Here is a 20,662-nt window from a genome sequence, read left to right as displayed (position 1 = left end):
TTAACTCTCTACTCATGAAATAAGCATTTTAAATTCTCCCTCTAAAGAATATTCGCCTCCATTTTCTAGTACTAATGCAGACTCACCTTTTTTAAAGAATACGTCATTAATTAGACCTTGACCTTCAATGACGGTTATTTGAAATCATTTTATGCTTTCCTTAATTTTAAACTTGTTTTCGACAGAAGTATCTAATAAATACAAAGAAAAAAATGAAGATTCAAATATTAATTTAGTTTTATTTTTGATGATGACTGGTTTCGAATCAGGAATCAAAACAGTTTCAAATGATTCTATTAAATGAAGATCTCTTTTTTTACCATTGTTATCAATTCTATCATAGTCATACAGTCTGTAAGTTATATCACTTGATCTTTGTAATTCAAATACTGTTAACCCCGGTGATATTGCATGAACCTTACCTGGTTCTACATATAGAAAATCCCCTATGTTAATAGGTACATTTACAAGTAAACTATCTCACTGATTATTCATAACCTTATTTTTAAAATCTTCCAAGGTTTTTGCTGTATGTCCATATATTAGACTACTGTTTGGTGGGCAATCGAGTACATACCAAGCCTCAGGTTTCCCTAAGGAGTTGTGTTTTTTTAAAGCATATTCATCATTAGGGTGAACTTGTACAGACAAAAAATCATTTGAAGTAATAATTTTGGTAAGTAAAGGAAACTCTCTTTCAGACAAATTAAAAAGACTTTTATATTTATCATAAAAGTCTTTTAAACTGATGCGTGAGCCATTACTTTCTAAAAAAGACATACCATTTTTATGTGCTGAAATCAATCATGCTTCTCCAATAGAATCATTTGGCAGTTCGAAACCAAAATTTTCTAATTTATTTCCTCCTCAAATTTTTTTTGAGAAGTATGGTTTTATTTTAAAAATCTTACTCATTTATTTACCTCTTTATTCATTAGAATTCAAATAGTGATAAATTAATAAATCGTTGAAATAATTAAATGGTACTGAATTTGATATGTGTCCTTTATAAATCGTTTGATCTGGATTATCTACAATTAAGGTATGGATTGAAGATAGATGCTGGGTTATGTCGCTTGACGCAATTTTACCCGATATATATATTATCTTTCGATTAGCTTCTCCAAGGTTTTCAATAAAACTATTTAGCCTTGATGAATTTCCGTATCTAGTGAAGAAAATAAATAAGTCTTGACTATTAGAAGAATTGATTCTATCTTTTAGTATTTCTTGATCACTATCTAATAATATTGCATTATATCCTTCTTTATAAAAAAAGTTTGCTAATTCTTGTACAGGACCTGACAATAAGTTTTCTCAATAACAGAAAAATATCCTAGCTCCTGTTGTGCCCTTTATTAAATTTAGTGTTTCAAATATAGACCTTTTCTCAATTAGTGCATAGTTCTGCTTAATTATATTTATATATCCAGCAACTACATTCTCATCGTTCTTGGCGATATTGATCTCTTGATTTTCCGCGTCATTAGCTAATGAAATTGCAAAGTCTCGGAAACCTTTGATATTAAGTTTTTTCAATAATCCATAGATGGCACTATAACCAGTTCCAGCCTCTTGTGCCATTCTTTCAATTTTCATATTAGTTTCAACGATTTCTTTCAAGTGAGACTTGATATATTCTACTATTTTTTTTTCTTTACTAGTTAGGTCTTTATCGTCAATAGTAGTTAGTTTACTTAGAAATGATCTCATAATTAACCCTCCGTTTTTCTACTTTTATTTGCTAGATATTCTTTACAGAGTTCTGCTATCATTGCTGCATTATCGGTACAATATTCAAGTTTCGGTAATATCAATCTATGTATATTATACAATGAACCAATGGAAATTATTCTCTTTCTTAACATTTTATTAGCAGAGACTCCCCCCGCAACAGTTAAAGTGGTTGGTTTATATGCTTTAATTGCCGATTCTAACTTGATAATTAATGCATCAATAGCCGCTTTCTGAAAGCTAGCACAAAAATTTTCCAAATTGAGAGGTTCATTATTTTGTTTTAATTTATTTAATAAATTTAAAGAGGCTGTTTTTAGTCCTGAATAGGAGAAATCAAGCGTTTTGTCATTTTTAATTAAAGGAAGTTTATAAAAATCAGGATCTCCATTAGCCGCTATTTGATCAATGATAGGTCCTCCAGGATATCCCAAACCTAAGGCTCTAGCTACTTTATCATAACATTCACCTATAGCATCATCCTGAGTTGTACCAATGATTTCAAAATTTAGTGGACTTTTTAAGTATTGTATTTGTGTATGACCACCACTAACAACTAAGGCCAAAACAGGAAAAGTGAACTTTTCCTCTATATTAGCTCCATAAATGTGTCCCTGAATATGATCTAAACCTAAGATAGGTTTATTCAAATAAAGGGCGATAGTTTGCGCTACAAGTTTACCAATTATCAAGCTTCCAATAAGACCTGGTTTTGCTGTATATGCAATATAGTTTATATCATCAATCTTAATTTTTGCTTCCTTGATTGCTTCCTTGACTACTCACGAAAAATTTTTAACATGAAGTCTAGAGGCTAACTCTGGAACAACGCCGCCATAAACTGAGTGGTCTTTTATTTGGGATGATATTATATTTGATTTAATTGTTCCATCCACCATTATTGAGACTGAAAATTCATCACAACTTGACTCAACTGCCAATATTATCATAAATAAGTCTGCAACTAAACTGTTAGTCTTTTAGCTGTTTCTAAAGCTAACTCAATCATATTCATAAAGTTATTTTGACGTTCCTCAGGTGTTGTTGCTTTTTTAGTGATGAAACTATCAGAAATTGTTAATAGACAAGCCGCTTGTTTGTTTGTTACTAAAGCGTTAGCAAATAATGCAAAAGATTCCATTTCAACAACATCTAAATTATTTTTAGCTGCAAACTCTAAAGAGTCATCATATCTATAAAATACGTCAGATGAGTGAGCTCTACCACTATGTAAACTCATTTTTCTTTCTTCTGCAACAACATTTATTAAATCATACACTTCTTTAGTAGAAGGAACTATGTTATTGTCAATATTTGCTGCTATTTTAGCATAATTACTTTCTCCTAATGCTTCTTTAACATTATATATATCATAAACATTGATATCTGCGTTATAACTTCCAGCAGAACCAACTCTTATAATACAATCTACATCATAGAACTTAAACAGTTCGTAAGAATATATACCTATGCTTGGACATCCCATACCACTTCCAGCAATGGTTACTTTAATCCCGTTATAAAAACCTGTATACATGAACATATTTCTTACTTCGTTTACAAGTTTATAATCTTTTAAGTAAGTTTTAGCTATTTTTTCAGCTCTCAATGGGTCTCCTGGCATAAGAACTATTTTTGCTATATCTTCTTTTTTTGCATTTATATGTGGTGTCATTTTATAATCTCCTTTAATGTACTTAAATATTTTAACATTCCATGTACATTCTATTGTTAATAAATAAATCATATTTAAACTAAAAACAAGACTTTGTCTTGTTTTTATGATTATCTTTTAGACTTCTCAAAAGGCTTACCAATTGCTTTTGGCACTTTTGACCATTTTGAAAGTACTATCATAGTTAAAAGTGAAAGTACAAATGGTAATACTAAAAATAAATCACGATAGGTGTCTTTAATTCCACCATATAGAGGAATTAATTTTGATATTGTGAAAAATAAAGAGAACAGAGACGCTCCTAAGGCTATATACTTAACTCTTCATTGTCCAACTATCATAATTGCTAAAGCTAAAAATCCATATCCATCAGCTGTTCCATAGAAAAAGGACCCTTTTACAGTTATTGTAAAAATTCCTCCTGCAACTGAAGCGATTGCTCCCGAAACAATAACTGCTACATATCTATACTTTATGACATTAACACCTGCTGCATCTAATGCATTTGGGTTTTCCCCAGCAGAAATGTGTCTCATACCTGTTTTAGTGAAAGTAAAGTACAAACCAGTAATAGAAGTAATTAAAATTGCAATTAGAAAGTAAAATGTTAAAAAATTCTTACTCTCGAAAGAGATCGGGGTGTATTCAGCATAAATATATGTTTTCCCTGTGGTTGCAACATATAATCCGATACCTTGTGCCAATAAATTTATAGCAGTACCAGATATGATTTGGTCGGCCTTTAATTTAATAGAAGCAAATGAGTGTAACAATGAAATAGTTGCACCTGCGCAGGCTGCTCCAAGCAATGCTAATATTTGAGAAATATTACCCATACTTGAATAACAATCAGCACCAACTAACGCCGTTACTAATCCACCGATTATCATAAATCCTTCTATTCCGACATTAACAACTCCGGCTCTTTCTGAAATCATTCCCGCAATCGATGCCAAGGTGAATATTACTAAAAACATAGAGAAGTTTTCCAATAAACTAGAAATCATGAGTTTTATTAACCTCCCTTTCTTTATCAAAAGCGATTGCTTTAATTTCTTCTAAACTTTTTTTGTAGGTGTTGTTATATTTAACCATCAGAAGGTTTTTTTCTGGTTCTATCATAACATTGTTTTTGTTAGAAGCCAAAATTTTTGATTCCTTTATGGATATAACTTTACTGTCTTCTAAAATGTTAATACCATCTTTTATACTTTTTATAGCTGATCTTCTGTCATTCTTGAGCATTTTGATTTGATTATTTCTTTCATATCAAAGTTCTTTTAAAAAGACTTTTGCTCTTATTTGTTTTTCAAGACATTCACTTTTCATCTCTTTTACTTGTTGTTTAAAAGTTAAAATTTTATTTAGACTTTTTAAGTTAAGTTCTTCTTGAATATCGTTTTTTAATCTCAAGAAATCATTAGGACTATTAGTAGCTTTAAGGTTTTTAATAACTTCAATAGAATTATTTTTTTCAATTATCAATTCGTCCATTAAAAGATATCAGTTAAGATTACGCATCTTTTTAAAGTCCATTGCTATACTCTTATATGAATCTTTTAAAAATTCTTGATAGCGTTCATGTCTAACCGCTTTTATTTCGTCTTGTACTCTTTTGATTTGTGCATTAGCAAAATCAAAATAATTTTCTTCGATTTTTTTTAAAGCGTTTAAAGTTGTGTGATCTTGATCTAAAGGTTTCTCTCCATCAATATCTTTATAAGATTTAATTTTTTTGATGGATTCTTTAATAGAATTATACTTATTTCTAATTAAAAATGATTGATCTTCTTTCTTGAGATTATAACTAGTAAATAAGTCTACCACTTCTTGTAGGTTTCTTATCAAGTCACTCTCTTTTGTTTTGCTTGAGTGTAATTTTAAAATAGATAAATTGCACAACAATTTAACAGTTTTTTTGCTAACATTTAATTCTGCAATTTTACTTCGATAACTTGTAACTATTTGTTTGAGAGTAATATCTTTGAGTTGGTATATGAACTCTTTGAGTAACTCGATAGGTTTCATCTTCAAAAAGAGTATATAAATTGCAGAAACATATATTATGATTCCAAATATTAATTGTGGAACTTGTTCAGATAGACCCATAAATTCAATACCGATAGCTTGTTCACTACCCGTTTGAAGAGAAGCTCAAATCAATGCCACTGGAATTATCCCAATTAGATTATTAAAAGCTACGAGAGTAATTGGAATTGCATCAAAACCAATTGAAGGAAGTAACTCATTTACGATATTTTCATTTCGTTTAATATTCATTCAATAAAACATTGCTCCAAGACCTATAAATAGTCCTTGTAAAGCTGTTGTTAGAATAATATATTGTTTATTTTTTATACCAGCATAATGGGCTGCTTCTGGTTGTTTACCAACAACTCTGAATTTGAAACCAAAAGTTGTAAATGTAATTAATAAATACATTACTAATATAGATAAAAATGCTAATATCACACCAAGTGCTCAATTATTATCACCAATATTTAACCAACTTGAATTTAAAGACGGTGTTGTGCCAATAATATCTTGAGGAACTATTGACTTTGTAAAATCCGCAGACAATATTCATTTTGAGAAGTATCATACTACTCAATTTAACATAACTGTTGTTACGACTTCATGAATATTAAATAAAACTTTTAATAAACCTGCGGTTAATGATACGATTACACCTGAAAAAATAAATAAAAGGAACGCAGTAAACATAAATGAAGAATTTACTTCTGAAAAAGAAATGTTATCATGTTTCGCTTTTAAACCGATTGCTAGACTTGCTAATGTTAGTCCAAGAATAGCTTGACCAGAACCCCCCATATTAAAAATTCCAACTTTAAATCCAAGCGCAAGACCAAGACCCATAAACATATAAACAGCAAAATAATTCATTGTCTTGTTTATAGTTGATTCACTTATTGCATAATCAAAGCAACTAACTAAAAAGCCTAATCCATCATATCCATTAATATAAACAACTATTGCACCGATAATTAAACCAATACTTATTGCGATTATTGAAGATTTTAGATAGTTTGCTTTTTCCTTAACTTTATCACCAGCTAAAAGGGCTTTGAACTTTTGATTTCGTATTCATCTATTCAAATTAAAATCCATATTATCTACCCTTTCCTAACATCATTTTACCTATATCTTCTTTTCTCACACCGTTACCATTAAGTGTTCCTACTAATGACCCAGAATTTATTACCATTATTTTATCAGCCAATGCCATAACTTCTGACAATTCATATGATATTAATAAAATAGCCTTACCTTTTTCTTTTGCCTTTAATATTTGTTTATGTATATATTCTATAGAGCCTACATCCAAACCTCTCGTAGGTTGGAAAATCACTATTAGATCACTTTCTCTTGATAGCTCCCTACCTACTATGGCTTTCTGTTGATTACCCCCAGAAAGTTGTCTTGCGATTGCAAAACCAGATTGAGCATTTCTAACATCATACATTGATAAAATTTTTTGGCCATCGGATTGAATTGAAGAGAAGTTCAAAATTCCGAACTTGCTAAATTTTTTATTTGAGATATCTTGCAAAACTAGGTTGTCTAAAAGATTAAAATCAAGAACCAAACCATGTTTATGTCTGTCCTCGGGAATGTGTCTAATTTTATAAGTTTCATATCGTTTTTTGATTGAAGAGTTTGTAATATTTACACCGTTTATAAGAATTTTCCCTTTTGTTATTTTTGTCATACCAGTTATTGCGTTCACTATTTCGTGTTGCCCGTTTCCTTCAACACCCGCAATCGCCACTATTTCTCCTGCGTGTACTTTTAGATTGAAGTTTTTTAGACCAAGTACTTTGTGATTGGTGTGTTTTTTCACACTGATATCTTGCATTTCCAAAACTACCTCAGGTGATGGTTTTGTGTAATTATTTTTAACCTCAACTAATTTACGACCAACCATAGCTGTGGCAAGATCTTCTATACGAGTATCCTTGATATTAAATGTGTCTACAACCTCACCTTTTCTAATTACAGTTGCTCTGTTTGCGACTTCTCAGATTTCGGCCATTTTGTGAGTAATGAATATTATGGTCTTTCCAGCCTGTTGTAATTCCTTCATAACTTTCATAAGTTCTTCAATCTCTTGAGGTGTAAGTACAGCTGTTGGTTCATCAAAAACCAAAATATCTGCTTCTCTATAAAGAATTTTCAATATTTCTGTTCTTTGTTGCATTCCAACACTAACACTACCAGCAGGTTTATTCAAATCGATATGAAAATTATATTTTTCCATAATATTTTTGATATCTTTTTTTATTTTATTTTGTCATACGAACATATTAAAAAAAGTTTCTTCATTACCTAAAGCAATATTTCTTCATAAAGGGAAAATATCAACTAGCTTAAAGTGTTGGTGAACCATACCTATTCCTAACTTAGATGCTTTCACAGGATTGGAAATAGTTTCAACTTTACCATTAATTTTAATAAGTCCAGAAGTGGGTTCGTAAATACCGAATAAGATTGACATAAGAGTTGATTTACCGGCACCATTTTCTCCGACTAATGCATGTATTTCACCTTTTTTGACTTTAAAATTAACATTTTTATTGGCAACAATATTGCCATTAAAAACCATCGATATATTCTCCATTTCAACGGCATAATTTTGTTCCATCTTTAACTCCTTTTTTCGTAATAAAATGACCGGTTATAAGACGGTCATTATTAAATTTTATTTTGTACTTTGTTTTGCTTCTAATACTTTTTCTGAAAACTCTTTTATTGCGACTTTTGAAAGCAACTCTTTTGCACCTTTATTAGCGTATTCTTTGAAATAATTTTTAGAAGCTTCTAATAGGTTGTTTTCATCAAAAAGTTTTTTTATAGCGTCGTGTAAATCTGAAGATAAGAGATTGCTATTTCCTGAAGAGAATTTCCCACCAAATCATTTAGTGGTTCCAGCTCATGATTTCTTTTCAGTTATATTTACTTTTTCATACCCTTTATCAGCGTCCTCAGTTACACTGATATCTTTATATTTTTCATTTGCTGCATTGAAAAGATTATCATTACTAATATAACTGTCTTGATGAGACATAGCTAATACTGTTGATGAGACAATATCTTTTTCTGCAGATGTTATAAATAAACCTTTGTGGGTATCGTATACTTCTGCTTGATCTATATCTACCCCAACAACTTTAACTTTTGTAGAGTCACCTTTGTTTTTGATAACACTTAGCAAGTCATTTACCTGTGCACCAGCAACTGGCATAATAACATCCGAACCTTCATTAATTAGTTTATCTGATATGATTCTTCCACCACCGGGATTGAAACTATTTGAAAATCAACTAGAGTCTTTGTCTCCTGTTGGGCCATCACTTTGAGAAGTTACTCTTTCTACATTAACTTCTAGCATATTTTTGATTTGGTCGTCGGTTTTATTATTATCTTTGAATAATTTCTCTATAACCGGTTTTTTAGATTCTTTCATTGTATTATAAGTATCTATAGCTGCTAAATAACCATGCATAAAGCTATCAACTGCTGTTCCATTATGTTCACCACCAAATGTAGACAAGCGTAATTTTTTGTCTTTATAATTATCATTCAAGAGTGAATAAATTATTGCTGCGAAGCCTGAATAGAATCCAGATATATCTGCTCTATAAAGTAATCCAGTTACATTTGGCAACGCTTTTTCTTGTTTCTTGTCTTTATTAGGTACATCGATTACAACAACATTTTCAACAATGCTGGCTGCTTTTTCTAAATTTTCCCCACCATGCTTATAACCTGGAAGAATTAATGTTTTTGCTCCACCGTTTTTAGCTGTTTGATAATTATTTTGAATATCACTTTCACTTTTTGACTCTATATATGAAATACCATCATAGTTACTTCCACTAGAAGTTTTAACATCTAACATTTTCATAACTTCCTTACCGGCATTGTAACCACTTTCATTGAAGGCTTTGTCCATAACTTTACCTGAATCAGTAATTACATAAACTTCTGATCATCTAGTATATTTTTTTCCGCAAGACACTGCTGTCGATGCGCTTGAAGTGGCAATTGTAGCCACCATTAAACTTGTTAACAATTTTCTCATATGAGTTTCTCCTTATTTGTGTAAAAGACAAATCAAGCTCATTTTAATTATTAAAAAGGTAAAGAACAATTAATAAAATCTATTATCAATTCTCTTTACCTCCATAACTTATAGTAGTCAAATTGGTTTGACTGTAGAAACTTCAACCCTTTATGTTGAAATATATAAGCTCTAAATCATTTACAATTTAATTATAGTATTAAATATTACATTTTTTAAATATAAATTAACTTTTATACTCCCCCTAATAAAGGCTTATATTGAAAGTATTTCTGAAAAAAGTTTAGACTTCGTAGGTAGGAGTTTGAAATCTTTTTTGCTTCTACAATAATCAAAGTTATAATAAATACGGTGAAAAAAGTGGAATTTAAAAAAATAAAGAAAGTATTAAGAAAACCAGTATTATGGATGGCAAGCACCGTATTTACCATTTTATTGATAACAATTATAATAATTAGCTCACTTTCAATTGCGACTAGAGAAAAAATATCTTGATCGTTACAAATCAGTTTAAACTTTGTCATAATTTTATTCATAAGTAAAATCATGAATATGAGTAAGTCAACAATTTCGTTATTCTACAATGTTCAAGTCACATTTGTAGAGGAGACCAAGGCCATAGAAATTAAAAAAAGTAGGTATGTACACTTATTTATTCATATATTTACCATAGGGTGTTTTTTTATAGAGGTTGCAAGTGGTTCAATGATTAATAAACAAAGTTGATTAACCCAAATAGAAAACTTTTGGTGGATATATTTGTTGGTATACTTCTTGAATATAGTTTATTTCTATTTGTTTTTTGGAATGACATTGTTTGTGTTTAAGACGAATGAAGATTTTAAAAACGACTATTTAACATATTATGAAAACGTTAAGAAAAAAGAGTAAACAAAAATGTCCTTTTAATTAAGGACATTTTTTTAATATTAATTTATTTATGTTTTTGCCCATTTTATGGAACTTAATTTCGTATTCGGTCGGTATATTATTTTGAAGTTGTTCAAAATCATTGTATAAGTCAGTGGTGCTGTAAATTACTTCAAATTTTGAGCTTTTTGCTTGTTCGATACTAAAATTGAATAAATCATCATTGTCTGTTTTAATCTCAATAATAGCATTTTCTTTAAGTATCTTAAAATAAACTTCTAGAAAACTTTGATAAGTCAATCTTTTTTTATAGTGTCTTGACTTTGGTCAAGGGTCCGAAAAATTTAAATATATTCCCCCTAATGAGTTTTTTTCAAAGATATTTTCTAGGTTTTCGGCGTAGCTATTTAAAAAGTATAGATTATTTAACTCTTGACTATTGATTTCTAATGCTTTTTTTAAAGCCACGCCAATGACAGTTTTTTCTTTTTCCATTGCAATAAAGTTTCTATTTGGATATTTTATTGCGCTTTCAATACTAAATTGTCCTTTACCGCAGCCTATTTCTAAATAAACTTCATTCTCATTATCGAAAAGCTTTTTTAAATCTGCTTTGTGTGTAGTATCTAACATTTTGTGTTTATTCTTTTCAATATACTCATCTGTTCATCTTTTATTTCTTAATCTCATGAAAACTCCTAAACGCTAATTTGGGGCATAAAGAATATTAGACCAACTGAGAAGAATATTGCGGTAGCAAGAGCGTCCACCAATGTAGTGAGTAAGGGTGCCGCCATTATTGCAGGATCCAACTTTATTTTTTTGGCAAATATCGGTAACAAAACACCAAGAGTTTTTGAAACCATCAAAGTTAAAAACATAGCAATAGTTATTGTTGCGATAGTGTGTCATAATTCTTGTCTATTAATATTTCCTTTGTATTCGACACTATAAATAACAATCATTCTTATAAAGTTCACAAGTATAAGTATTAATCCCACAAAAAATGCAACACGCAGTTCCTTTCATAAAATCTTAAAAAAGTCCTTAGCTTCAACTTCTTTTAAAGATAATGAACGAACGACCATCGTCGATGTTTGACTGGCGGCGTTTCCAGAAGTGCCAGATATAACGGTTATCAAAGGCATAAGGAGCATTGTGACTATATAAGTTATATTTCATGTTCCATTTGCACTTGAAACTTTAGTATCTATATTATACTTTTTCATGAAAAGTATGATAACTATTTGGGTTAAGGTTGCAGACAACATTAATATCAATAATCATAAGGTTCTAGATCTCACCATTTTTCAAACACTAGTTTTGAAGTACTCGTCTTCTGTTGGACTAATTCCAGCCATTTTTTGAATATCTTCAGTTGCTTCTTCTTCTATGACATCAATTATATCGTCGACAGTTATTATTCCTACAAGCTTGTTTTGACTATTTAAAATTGGTAAAGTTGTAATATCATATTTTTTAAACTTTTCTGTTACTTCTTCTTGGTCTGTTTTGGTATAAGAATAAATTATTCTATCATCCATAACATCTTTGACTAACTGTTCTGGTTTGGAGAAAAATAACTCTTTAAGTTCAACAAATCCTTTTAAATTATTAAGTTCGTCAACAACAAAAAAATCGTAGACTTCCTCAGTTTTATCTCTTTCGGCCTTGATTGTTTCAATCGCTTTTTCAACCGTCCAATTCATACGAAGTTTAGTATACTCGACATTCATGATGCTTCCTGCTGAGTATTCTTCATACTTTAAAATTTCATTAATCTGCATTCTAGATTCTCTAGAAGCAGAACGTAAAATTTTTTTAGCGATGTTAGAAGGCATTTCTTCGAGTATTTCTACAACATCATCTGTGTAGATTTCCTCAAAAAGTTCTTTTATTTGTTTTGAAGAGAATTGCTTTACAACTTCCTCTTGTATTTCAGTATCTAAGAAAGTAAATATCTCCCCACTTATTTCAGTAGAGAATAACCTTAAAGCTATCAAAATATACTTGTTTTCAAGTTCTTCCAATGCTTCGGCTATGTCCGCTGGGTAGTTGTCTTCACTTATTTCTCTTAATTTCTTTACATTATTCTCTTCTAGACAATGAAGGATATTTTTTGTTAACTCTTGTATTTTATTTTTTTCCACAATTTTTTTTACTCCTTTTTTATTTGTTTAATAAATATCTAAGTTCTGTACCAATTAATGGTGTAGGTTCACTTGAGCTTCCTATTAGGTCGCCACTAAAATATTCTACACCTTTTGATTTTAAAGTTTTATAAATCATATAAGTATCTACTCTTTGTGCAATTAATTTAGCCTTTAGTTTATTTGCAATAGCTATACAGTTTAACAATATAGCTTCATTCTCTTTTATTAAGTTAATTTTTTTTACAATGTCTCCTTCTAAAAAGATATAAGTAGGTTTATAAAATTCCAACAAGCTAAAATCTGTTCCAAGTGCTCCGAAGTTAGTTACAGCTATCTTAAGTCCTTTTTCCATGCAAAGATTAATGTTTTTTTCTAGGTAATTTTTGTTAACCACTTCTTGTGTTATATCAAAACAAATTACCAAGTTCTTTTTATTTATTTTATATAAATTAATTTTAGTTATAAAATCTTGGAAGTCAAATTCTGGACTAGTAAAGTAACCAATGTCATAACTTAAAAATAATTTTTTATCTTTAATTTTGTATTTAGCCAATGTTTTAATAGAATAGAGTGCAAGATATCTAGTAAATAAAGACTGAAGTCCATAATTTTCAATTATGTTTTTATTTTCTTCAAAAAGAGATGAATTTACTTCAGAACCTTCGATCATATTATTCAAATTGTAACCAAAAAAGTCTTTTATCCCTGAGAAATAAATAGGTTCAAATAGCACAGAACAGTGATTCAATGCTACAATTTCATTTAAAGAAAGCATCTTTTTATTTCTATTTTTTTGTTTAGTTATTTGTTGTGGTTGAATCTCATTTAATACTTGCTCGTTAGCAAAGGTTATGTGACTTTGTGCTAAGTTATTATATTCAAGAAGTGTATCAAGATTGTTAGAATGTAGACCATAAAATGACATGACTGATTTAATTTTTACACTTACTCTATAATTCTCTATAAAGAAATCTGAGGTAATGCTTTTGATTATTAGTTCCACTTCCTTCGATAAGACTTCTTTTTTCTCTTTGTCAGCTAATTGGTCATGTTCCATTAAGGGAATGAAAACCCCAAAGTTTTTGTAATTCGGCTTGAAGAATATTGAACCCGAAAACTTATTGGAGAACAAGTTGTAAGCTTGTGAAGAGATTTCAGATACTATAGTTTCTTTAATGTTCGTATTTACTTTTGTTTCAAACTTCTCAAAGTTGGATATATAATAATTTAAATAAATACCGTACCTGATTTTATTTTTTCAAATATTATTCAAAATTTGTTCGTGTGCAGATGCAGAGTTAAGATAATATTGATCTTCATACCTTACAATGTTTTGCAATTTAATTGCATGAGTGTGAACTTGATTAACAACTGTTAAGTATGCATATGCTAGATAACTTACACCCAACCATAATAATAAGGTACCAAAATTATTTAAAGCTGTTTTATCTTTTATGATTGGCATGAATGATACAAAACCACTCAATAAAATAAAGAACGTTGTAACTGATCATATCAGTCCTTTTGTTATTTTTTTATAAAACAAACTTATAAAAAATAATATAAAGGTTACTGAGTATGCTAAAACCACTATTGAGATCATTGCTGCTCCTTCGATTTGTCCGAAATATTCTGGGAATATTTTTGGAAATAACAAAAGAGCTATTAAATTACAACTAAGAACCCCAATAGAAGAATAAGGAGAAATGAATAATAAACAAGTTCAAAATAAAAATATAGGTAACAAAATTGATAACTGTAAATTTTTATCCTTAGACATTAGAAGAGAAATTATAATTACACCAAACAAAGATAAAACACCAAGTGCTACGCCAAGAACTAATTCGTAGTAAATTTTTATTTTTTCAAAAAGATGTTTTGAGAGTCCTCACGTGATGGTAAATATTAAAATTGTAATTATAATGTAAGAAAGACATGCGATTAGCGATGATGTAAAATTCATAGATGTCACATTCCTTTCTTATACTATAATTAAACAAAAAAAATGGTGGAGATGGCGGGAATCGAACCCGCGTCCAAAATACTCCTAACCATAACGTCTACAGTTTAGTTAACTTTTATATACACTAGAAACTACAGAAGTTAACAAAAAATCGTTTTTAGTGTTGGTGTTTAATTTCGAGTGAGTTTATCACCAAATTAGTTCACTCTATTGTACTAGGTAAGGCACTACACAATGAAGTACAAGAACATCGAATAGTGTTGAATGCTATTAAACTATTGTTTAATTAAGCTGCTAAAGCAACTCCAGCTGATGCATTATTGATCATGAATGCTGGCATTTCAAATTCATTTTTATTTTTGTTTGCATTTTATCAAACCTAGAAGTATTAAGGTCTACCAAACCACTGCAGTTATAGCAAGGATATATCCTGTCGAAACCAGGGCACCCCCATATGTTTATTATAAATCAATCATAAAAGAAAATTCTTTTATTTTATCAAAATCTTTTTTAACAAGTGAATGTTAATTTTGTAATTTTGATATGTACAAATCTTTAAAAAGTTTTTTTCCTAATAAATTTGAAGGTATTGAAAAGATAGTTAAATATTTTAAAATGATTACATTTTTTGTTATGTCAACCTTGGGAAACTGTACTTACTATATTACTCATCTTTTCATCATTATACATTGAACTACAGACAAAAAAGCTCTGCACTAGTTTATAGTGTAGAGCTTTTTATTTTAAGTTTCATTGTTTGCAAATTAAATCAAGTTCTTAACTTCCTCGGTTTTCATCAATCCTGCATCATATAGTTTTTTAAAATGTCCTTCAGTATTTTTTAATTCATCAAACGTACCAATTTGGACTACACCTTTCCCTGGTGCTAGAACTATAATATGATCACAATTTTTAATTGTTGAAAGTCTGTGAGCTATAGAAACACTAGTTCTACCGATCATAAGTTTTTCTAATTCTGCTTGAATTTCTTTTTCAACAATATTGTCTAAGGCACTGGTTGCCTCATCTAAAATTAGAATTTGTGGGTTTTTTAAAAACATTCTAGCTATTACTAGTCTTTGTTTTTGTCCTCCCGACAACATAAACCCTCTTTCACCAAGAATAGTTTCGTACTTGTTTGGTCAAGACATTATTAAATTATGAAGGTCTGCTTTTTTAGCCGCTTCGATAACTTCATCATCGGTGACATTTGGAGTTGTGTATTTTATATTTTCTTTAACAGTTCCAAACATTATTTGGGGTTCTTGTTCGACATAACCAACGAGGTCAAGATATGATTTTAAGTGTAACTCTTTTAAATCAACTTCTCCATTAATCAATATTCGTCCTTCTGTTGGGTCGTAAAATCTTAATAATAATTTGGATATTGTAGATTTACCACTACCAGTTTCCCCTACAAAAGCATAGCTTTTTCCTTTTTCAAAAACAAAGTTAAATTTTGGTAATACATTTTTTTCGGGTTTTTCTGGGTAGTTAAAAGAAACATTTTCAAATATTATGTCTTTGTCTATTTTATCTATTATTTTTCCTTGACCTGAATAAAAGTGTGGATCCATTATTGGCTTAGAATCAATAATTTGAAATACTCTTCGAGTACATTCGTTCGCCATCAAGAAACCGAATAAAGCTCTTAATAACTGAAAGATTGGAGATGTCATTGTACCTAATCCTGAGATAAACGAAGTTGTAATGATAAGTAATTTTTCAGTATCATTTTTATAAAACCCGTATGCAGTTGTAAGAATTAGTAATTGAATTGCCATAATAGAGACAAAAGCACTTGTAAGAACAAAACTTAGTCTTTTGAAGAAAGCTCTTACAGTTTCATAAAATTCGGTGTGAATTTCTCTGAATCTTTTTTTCTCGTAACTTTCTGTACCACTTGCTTTAATAAGACGAATTGTTCCAATTCTATCAGTGACATCTCCGTTAACGAATGTTATTGTTGTACGTAATTTTTTTATTCAACTTTTTACTTTTGAAAAGAAGATCAGAATTGCAGACAAACCAAAAGCAACAAAAGACATTGATATTAGTCCTAATCTTCAATCAACTGAGATAAGTACGACTGAAGAACCGATAAAGTTGAATATAGCGATAAGAATCATCATTGGAATATTTTGAGTTTGTTCACCAATTATTCAAGTGTCTGCACCCAACTTAGTAAGAATTTCTCCGATTTTCTTATCAGAATAGTATGAAATATCTTGTTGAATAAGTGCTCGTACAGTTTCATTTCTTAAATATATTTCGACAGCTTTACCTAACTTACCTACTGCAATATTTAATGAAAAAATACTTATTCCAAGACCACAATACATTGCTATTTGAAGTAAAACTCAATGCAATCAAGTAAAGTCTCAAATAATAAACTTTGTTGTTGGTTGAGATTGGCTCTCATCTGTCATATCAACAAGACACTTCATAATTTGTTTCATAACCAAAGGAGCAGATACTCCAATTGAGCTAGCCATTAGTGCTAGGATAAAAATTAAAAGAGCAAACAACTTATGTTTTCTTAGGTAAATAAAAATCATTTTTATATAACCTCTATGTTTGCGTTCTTTATCTATTTGTTTTAAGATACTTTCTTTTGCTTTTTCTTCGAATGCCATAAAAACCTCCTTCTATCCCATTAATCCTGCTTTATATAACTTATTAAATCTTCCTTCTTGTTCTTTTAACTCATCAAATGTTCCGATTTGTATTATTCCTTGAGCATTTTGCCCTAAAACAACAATTTTGTCACAATTTTTAATTGTTGAAAGACGGTGAGCAATAACAATTGTAGTTCTTCCCACCACCAATTTATCTAATTGTGCTTGTACCTCTTTTTCGACAATATTATCTAATGCACTAGTTGCCTCATCAAGAATCAATAATTGAGGATTTTTCAAAAACATTCTAGCTATTACTAATCTTTGTTTTTGTCCTCCTGATAACATAAATCCTCTTTCCCCTAGAATAGTGTCATATTTATCAGAAAGAGTTAATATGAAGTCGTGAATCTGGGCCTTTTTAGCCGCTTCAATTACTTCTTCATCTGAAGCATCAAACTTAGCATATTTTATATTATCCATTACAGTACCATATAATATTTGCGGCTCTTGTTCAACATAACCAACTTTATCTAAATAACTAGGAAGATCTATTTCTTTTAAGTTAACCCCATTGATAAGAACACTTCCTGCTTTAGGGTCATAAAATCTAAGTAACAGTTTTGCAATTGTAGACTTACCGCTACCTGTCTCCCCAACAAAAGCATAACTTTTTCCTTTTTCAAACACTAGGTTTGTGGTTGGGAGGATTGGTTTTGAAGGTGATTCAGGGTAAGAAAATTCTACATCTTTAAACTCAATAGAGTCAATGTTATTCACAACTATTGGTTCCTCTATGTATTTTATTAATGATTCATGAGAATATATAAAGTTTAGTCTTGTATTACAGTTTATGGTTCTTGATAAAGCTCTTAAAATAATTGGCAATAAAAATACAGCCGAGGTTAAGATTGAAACAGATGACATAAATCCAATAGCCAATGAGACAACTCTTTTTAACTCTCAAATATCTTTATACAATACAATAACCAATATAGTTGTAATTCCAGGGAGAATTCAACCAAAGAAGTTTGAAAATATAACAAGACAAGCGTTAATTTTAACAGTTTTGTTGATTTTTTTATCGTATTCCTTATTAAATTCTTTGACACGTTCTAATTCATAAAGTTCTGTTCCAGAAGACTTTATTAATCGAATATTCATTAATCGATCAGTATTATCAGTATCAAGTTTTTGTTTATAATCGATTGATGTTATAAGTGCTTTTTGGTATGCGAAAAATATTATTCAAGATATTAAAAATAATATGAAAAATAGTCCTAAACAAATGCTAGCAATTTTGACATCTAATGAGAACATAACTGTATTAACAGTGGTGAACATTACAAAACAATATATCAGGTTGACACCAAACTCATTCAAACCATCGGCTACCCCTTGTGAGTCACCAACTATTTTTGTCATTATATTTCCAATCTGATTTTTTGAATAAAAACTAAGGTCTACATTAGTTAAGTTATCTAAACATTTCACCCTTAGAAAAATTTCAGCTTTTCTTGTAAGCAATCCACTAAGATAATTTAGTGTAAATTCCGAAAAAGCAAAACATACTATCATGACAGCACCAATTATTGCTCAATTATATCAATACATTGGTAGCCCAAAAAGAGAATTACCACCTTCTTGATTTATAACTTTTATCAGGTTCGTAATAACAATAGACATAGCAGAGAACAAAAATGTATCTATAAAAGCTATTATTATATATGAAGAAAAAAGTACAGGATATTCTTTTGCAACTTCTTTTAAAAGAATACCAAGCTTTTTGAATTTTGTTTTAGAGAAAAATTTAACTCTTTCGTCCAATGTTTGCATATTTTCACCTTTCTTTATATAAGTACTTAATAAAACATTAATATTTGATTTTCATTTCAATAAAATTAATCAACTTACACTCAATCACCAACTGTAATTGGGTATAAACAAAGACAAAAATCTAGTAAAATACAAAAGTATAAATCCGTTAAATTAATTCTTTAGTTAAGGAATCAATGAACTGTGGATATATTAATAAATTTTATATTGAAAAAGATTTATGTAAATATTGATAAATAAAAGAGTAATTTTATACGATAAACAATTTGAACACCCATTCATTATTAATCACATATCTAAATAAGTTATATGGATATAATTTTTAAATTTACCATAACTAAATATTAAGATTTTTCAAAAGAATTAAACGATCTTTGATTTATTTAATTGACTTTTGTAATTACGCAAAATTATTTTACCACTATAAATTTCTTAATACATATATTTTAAAAAAATTAAGTCTAGAAAAATTTTGGTTTTTTTAGTATAAAAAAATGACTATTAATTAAATAGTCACATAATAGATTATTATTTAATAGCTTCTTCAGCTGTTTTGAACACTTCTTCAAGTTGATTACATGATGCACCAAAACCGCTTAGTTCTTCTGAAGTAAGATCTCATTCTAAGATTTCTTCAATACCATTTCATCCAAGAATACAAGGAACACTTGTATAAACTCCGTTAATACCGTATTGTCCTGTTAACTGTGCACCAACCATTAGTTGCGCTTTTTCATCAGTCAAGATAGCTTTAGAGATTCTTGCCAAACAAGCTCCGATACCGTAGAATGTTGCTCTTTTTTTCTCAATTATTTTGTAAGCCATATGTACAGCATCGTTTTTTACTTCTTCTAAATCCTCTTTTGTGATTTTTCCATTATCTAGGTATGCTTGTAAAGATTTACCCATAACAGTTGCATTACTTCAAGCAGCTACTGATGAATCCCCGTGTTCTCCAAATAAATATGCTTTTACAGATCTAGGAATAACATTTAACTTATCTGCCAATAATCTTTTTAATCTTGAAGAATCAAGTGTGGTTCCTGAAGAAATAACTCTATTTGAGTCAAAACCTGTAACTTTTTGATAAACTCTTGTTAAAACATCAACTGGGTTAGAAGCAATAAGTGTTACTCCTTTAAATCCTGACTTTTTGATGCTTGTTGCGATTTCTTTCATAATTTTTGCGTTATCAGCAATCATTTCAAGTCTTGTTTCACCAGGTTTTTGAGGTCTACCTGCTGTAATTACTACTAGATCTGCATCTTTACAGTCTTGGTAATCTCCTGCTTTGATTGAGTCAAATGGACTTGATAAAACTGCGTGTGTGTCTAATAAATCTAATGCGTTTCCTTCAGCTGCATCTTTAAATACATCTATTAAAACATAATGTTGTGCTAATCCTTGATTAATAGCTGAGTACACAAAACTTGTTCCTACAGCCCCACAACCAACTAATACTATTTTTTGTTCTTTTTTCATTATGAATGTCTCCTTATCCTACATTGTCATAATAACACATTTCAATTTGTAGTAATAAATTTTTATTATCTTTGTTAATTCATTATCTTTATTACGAAACGTTTACGGTGACTTTGAATGCCACTGTTGATAGTTCCTTTCAATTCTTATGACCGAAAAGCTCAAAGTCTACACTTTTAGTTAAATATTTAATTAGTCTATTTTCTTTTTAAAGTTTCTTATTCAAAA

General features: G+C 29.6%; 15 protein-coding genes, 1 other RNA gene and 1 riboswitch. Of the genes, 1 reads left to right on the top strand and 15 read right to left on the bottom strand.

Annotated elements, in window-relative coordinates:
• The 8 genes from SAPIS_RS00430 to SAPIS_RS00395 form a co-directional block, all read right to left on the bottom strand.
• The gene (locus SAPIS_RS00430; protein ID WP_023788870.1) at positions 1-915 is read right to left on the bottom strand and encodes a type I phosphomannose isomerase catalytic subunit; all 915 of its coding nucleotides are present in this window, start codon (positions 913-915) and stop codon (positions 1-3) included.
• Positions 916-927: 12 nt separating this feature from the next.
• Positions 928-1,713, bottom strand: coding sequence for a MurR/RpiR family transcriptional regulator (locus SAPIS_RS00425; RefSeq protein ID WP_023788869.1), 786 nt, complete (start codon positions 1,711-1,713; stop codon positions 928-930).
• A 2-nt stretch (positions 1,714-1,715) separates the two neighbouring features.
• Positions 1,716-2,684 (bottom strand): tRNA (adenosine(37)-N6)-threonylcarbamoyltransferase complex transferase subunit TsaD, encoded by a 969-nt coding sequence (tsaD, locus tag SAPIS_RS00420; protein ID WP_023788868.1) that lies wholly within the window; start codon positions 2,682-2,684, stop codon positions 1,716-1,718.
• 14 nt (positions 2,685-2,698) lie between these two features.
• Positions 2,699-3,409, bottom strand: a complete 711-nt coding sequence (gene deoD / locus SAPIS_RS00415) for a purine-nucleoside phosphorylase (protein ID WP_023788867.1) — start codon at positions 3,407-3,409, stop codon at positions 2,699-2,701.
• A 110-nt stretch (positions 3,410-3,519) separates the two neighbouring features.
• Entirely contained in the window at positions 3,520-4,416 is an 897-nt protein-coding gene (locus tag SAPIS_RS00410; RefSeq protein WP_023788866.1) for an ABC transporter permease, read from the bottom strand.
• A complete protein-coding gene (locus tag SAPIS_RS00405; RefSeq protein ID WP_023788865.1) occupies positions 4,406-6,538 on the bottom strand; it encodes an ABC transporter permease in 2,133 nt (710 codons plus the stop codon). Before SAPIS_RS00405 ends, SAPIS_RS00410 begins: the two co-directional genes overlap by 11 nt.
• 1 nt (position 6,539) lies before the next feature.
• A complete protein-coding gene (locus SAPIS_RS00400) occupies positions 6,540-8,072 on the bottom strand; it encodes an ABC transporter ATP-binding protein (RefSeq protein ID WP_023788864.1) in 1,533 nt (510 codons plus the stop codon).
• A 57-nt stretch (positions 8,073-8,129) separates the two neighbouring features.
• The gene (locus SAPIS_RS00395; RefSeq protein WP_023788863.1) at positions 8,130-9,512 is read right to left on the bottom strand and encodes a BMP family ABC transporter substrate-binding protein; all 1,383 of its coding nucleotides are present in this window, start codon (positions 9,510-9,512) and stop codon (positions 8,130-8,132) included.
• 106 nt (positions 9,513-9,618) lie between these two features.
• Positions 9,619-9,682: riboswitch (nucleoside riboswitch) on the bottom strand.
• Between the two features lie 190 nt (positions 9,683-9,872).
• On the opposite strand from SAPIS_RS00395, the gene SAPIS_RS00390 reads away from it, so the two are divergent.
• Positions 9,873-10,403: a hypothetical protein gene (locus SAPIS_RS00390; RefSeq protein ID WP_041612561.1), complete on the top strand. Its 531-nt coding sequence runs from the start codon at positions 9,873-9,875 to the stop codon at positions 10,401-10,403.
• An 18-nt stretch (positions 10,404-10,421) separates the two neighbouring features.
• Here SAPIS_RS00390 and trmB read toward each other — a convergent pair whose 3' ends face one another.
• From trmB to SAPIS_RS00360, 7 genes are all read right to left on the bottom strand, one after another.
• On the bottom strand, positions 10,422-11,072 hold the full coding sequence (gene trmB, locus SAPIS_RS00385) for a tRNA (guanosine(46)-N7)-methyltransferase TrmB (protein WP_023788861.1): 651 nt from the start codon (positions 11,070-11,072) through the stop codon (positions 10,422-10,424).
• 8 nt (positions 11,073-11,080) lie between these two features.
• Positions 11,081-12,532 carry a magnesium transporter gene (gene mgtE, locus SAPIS_RS00380; protein ID WP_023788860.1) on the bottom strand — a complete coding sequence of 484 codons (1,452 nt, stop codon included), beginning with the start codon at positions 12,530-12,532 and terminating at the stop codon, positions 11,081-11,083.
• A 19-nt stretch (positions 12,533-12,551) separates the two neighbouring features.
• A complete protein-coding gene (locus tag SAPIS_RS00375; protein ID WP_023788859.1) occupies positions 12,552-14,498 on the bottom strand; it encodes an EAL domain-containing protein in 1,947 nt (648 codons plus the stop codon).
• A gap of 43 nt (positions 14,499-14,541) precedes the next feature.
• Positions 14,542-14,950, bottom strand: a transfer-messenger RNA (tmRNA) gene (ssrA, locus tag SAPIS_RS05260).
• Between the two features lie 312 nt (positions 14,951-15,262).
• Positions 15,263-17,134, bottom strand: coding sequence for an ABC transporter ATP-binding protein (locus SAPIS_RS00370; protein ID WP_023788858.1), 1,872 nt, complete (start codon positions 17,132-17,134; stop codon positions 15,263-15,265).
• A gap of 12 nt (positions 17,135-17,146) precedes the next feature.
• Entirely contained in the window at positions 17,147-18,952 is a 1,806-nt protein-coding gene (locus tag SAPIS_RS00365) for an ABC transporter ATP-binding protein (RefSeq protein WP_023788857.1), read from the bottom strand.
• A gap of 528 nt (positions 18,953-19,480) precedes the next feature.
• Positions 19,481-20,437, bottom strand: a complete 957-nt coding sequence (locus SAPIS_RS00360) for an L-lactate dehydrogenase (protein ID WP_407636227.1) — start codon at positions 20,435-20,437, stop codon at positions 19,481-19,483.
• Positions 20,438-20,662: the final 225 nt, after the last annotated feature.

The sequence above is a fragment of the Spiroplasma apis B31 genome (genome assembly GCF_000500935.1).
In the GTDB taxonomy this organism is placed as follows: domain Bacteria; phylum Bacillota_I; class Bacilli_A; order Mycoplasmatales; family Mycoplasmataceae; genus Spiroplasma_A; species Spiroplasma_A apis.
The sequence above is the reverse complement of the archived record's forward strand: the minus strand, read 5'-3'. Positions and strand labels throughout refer to the sequence as shown.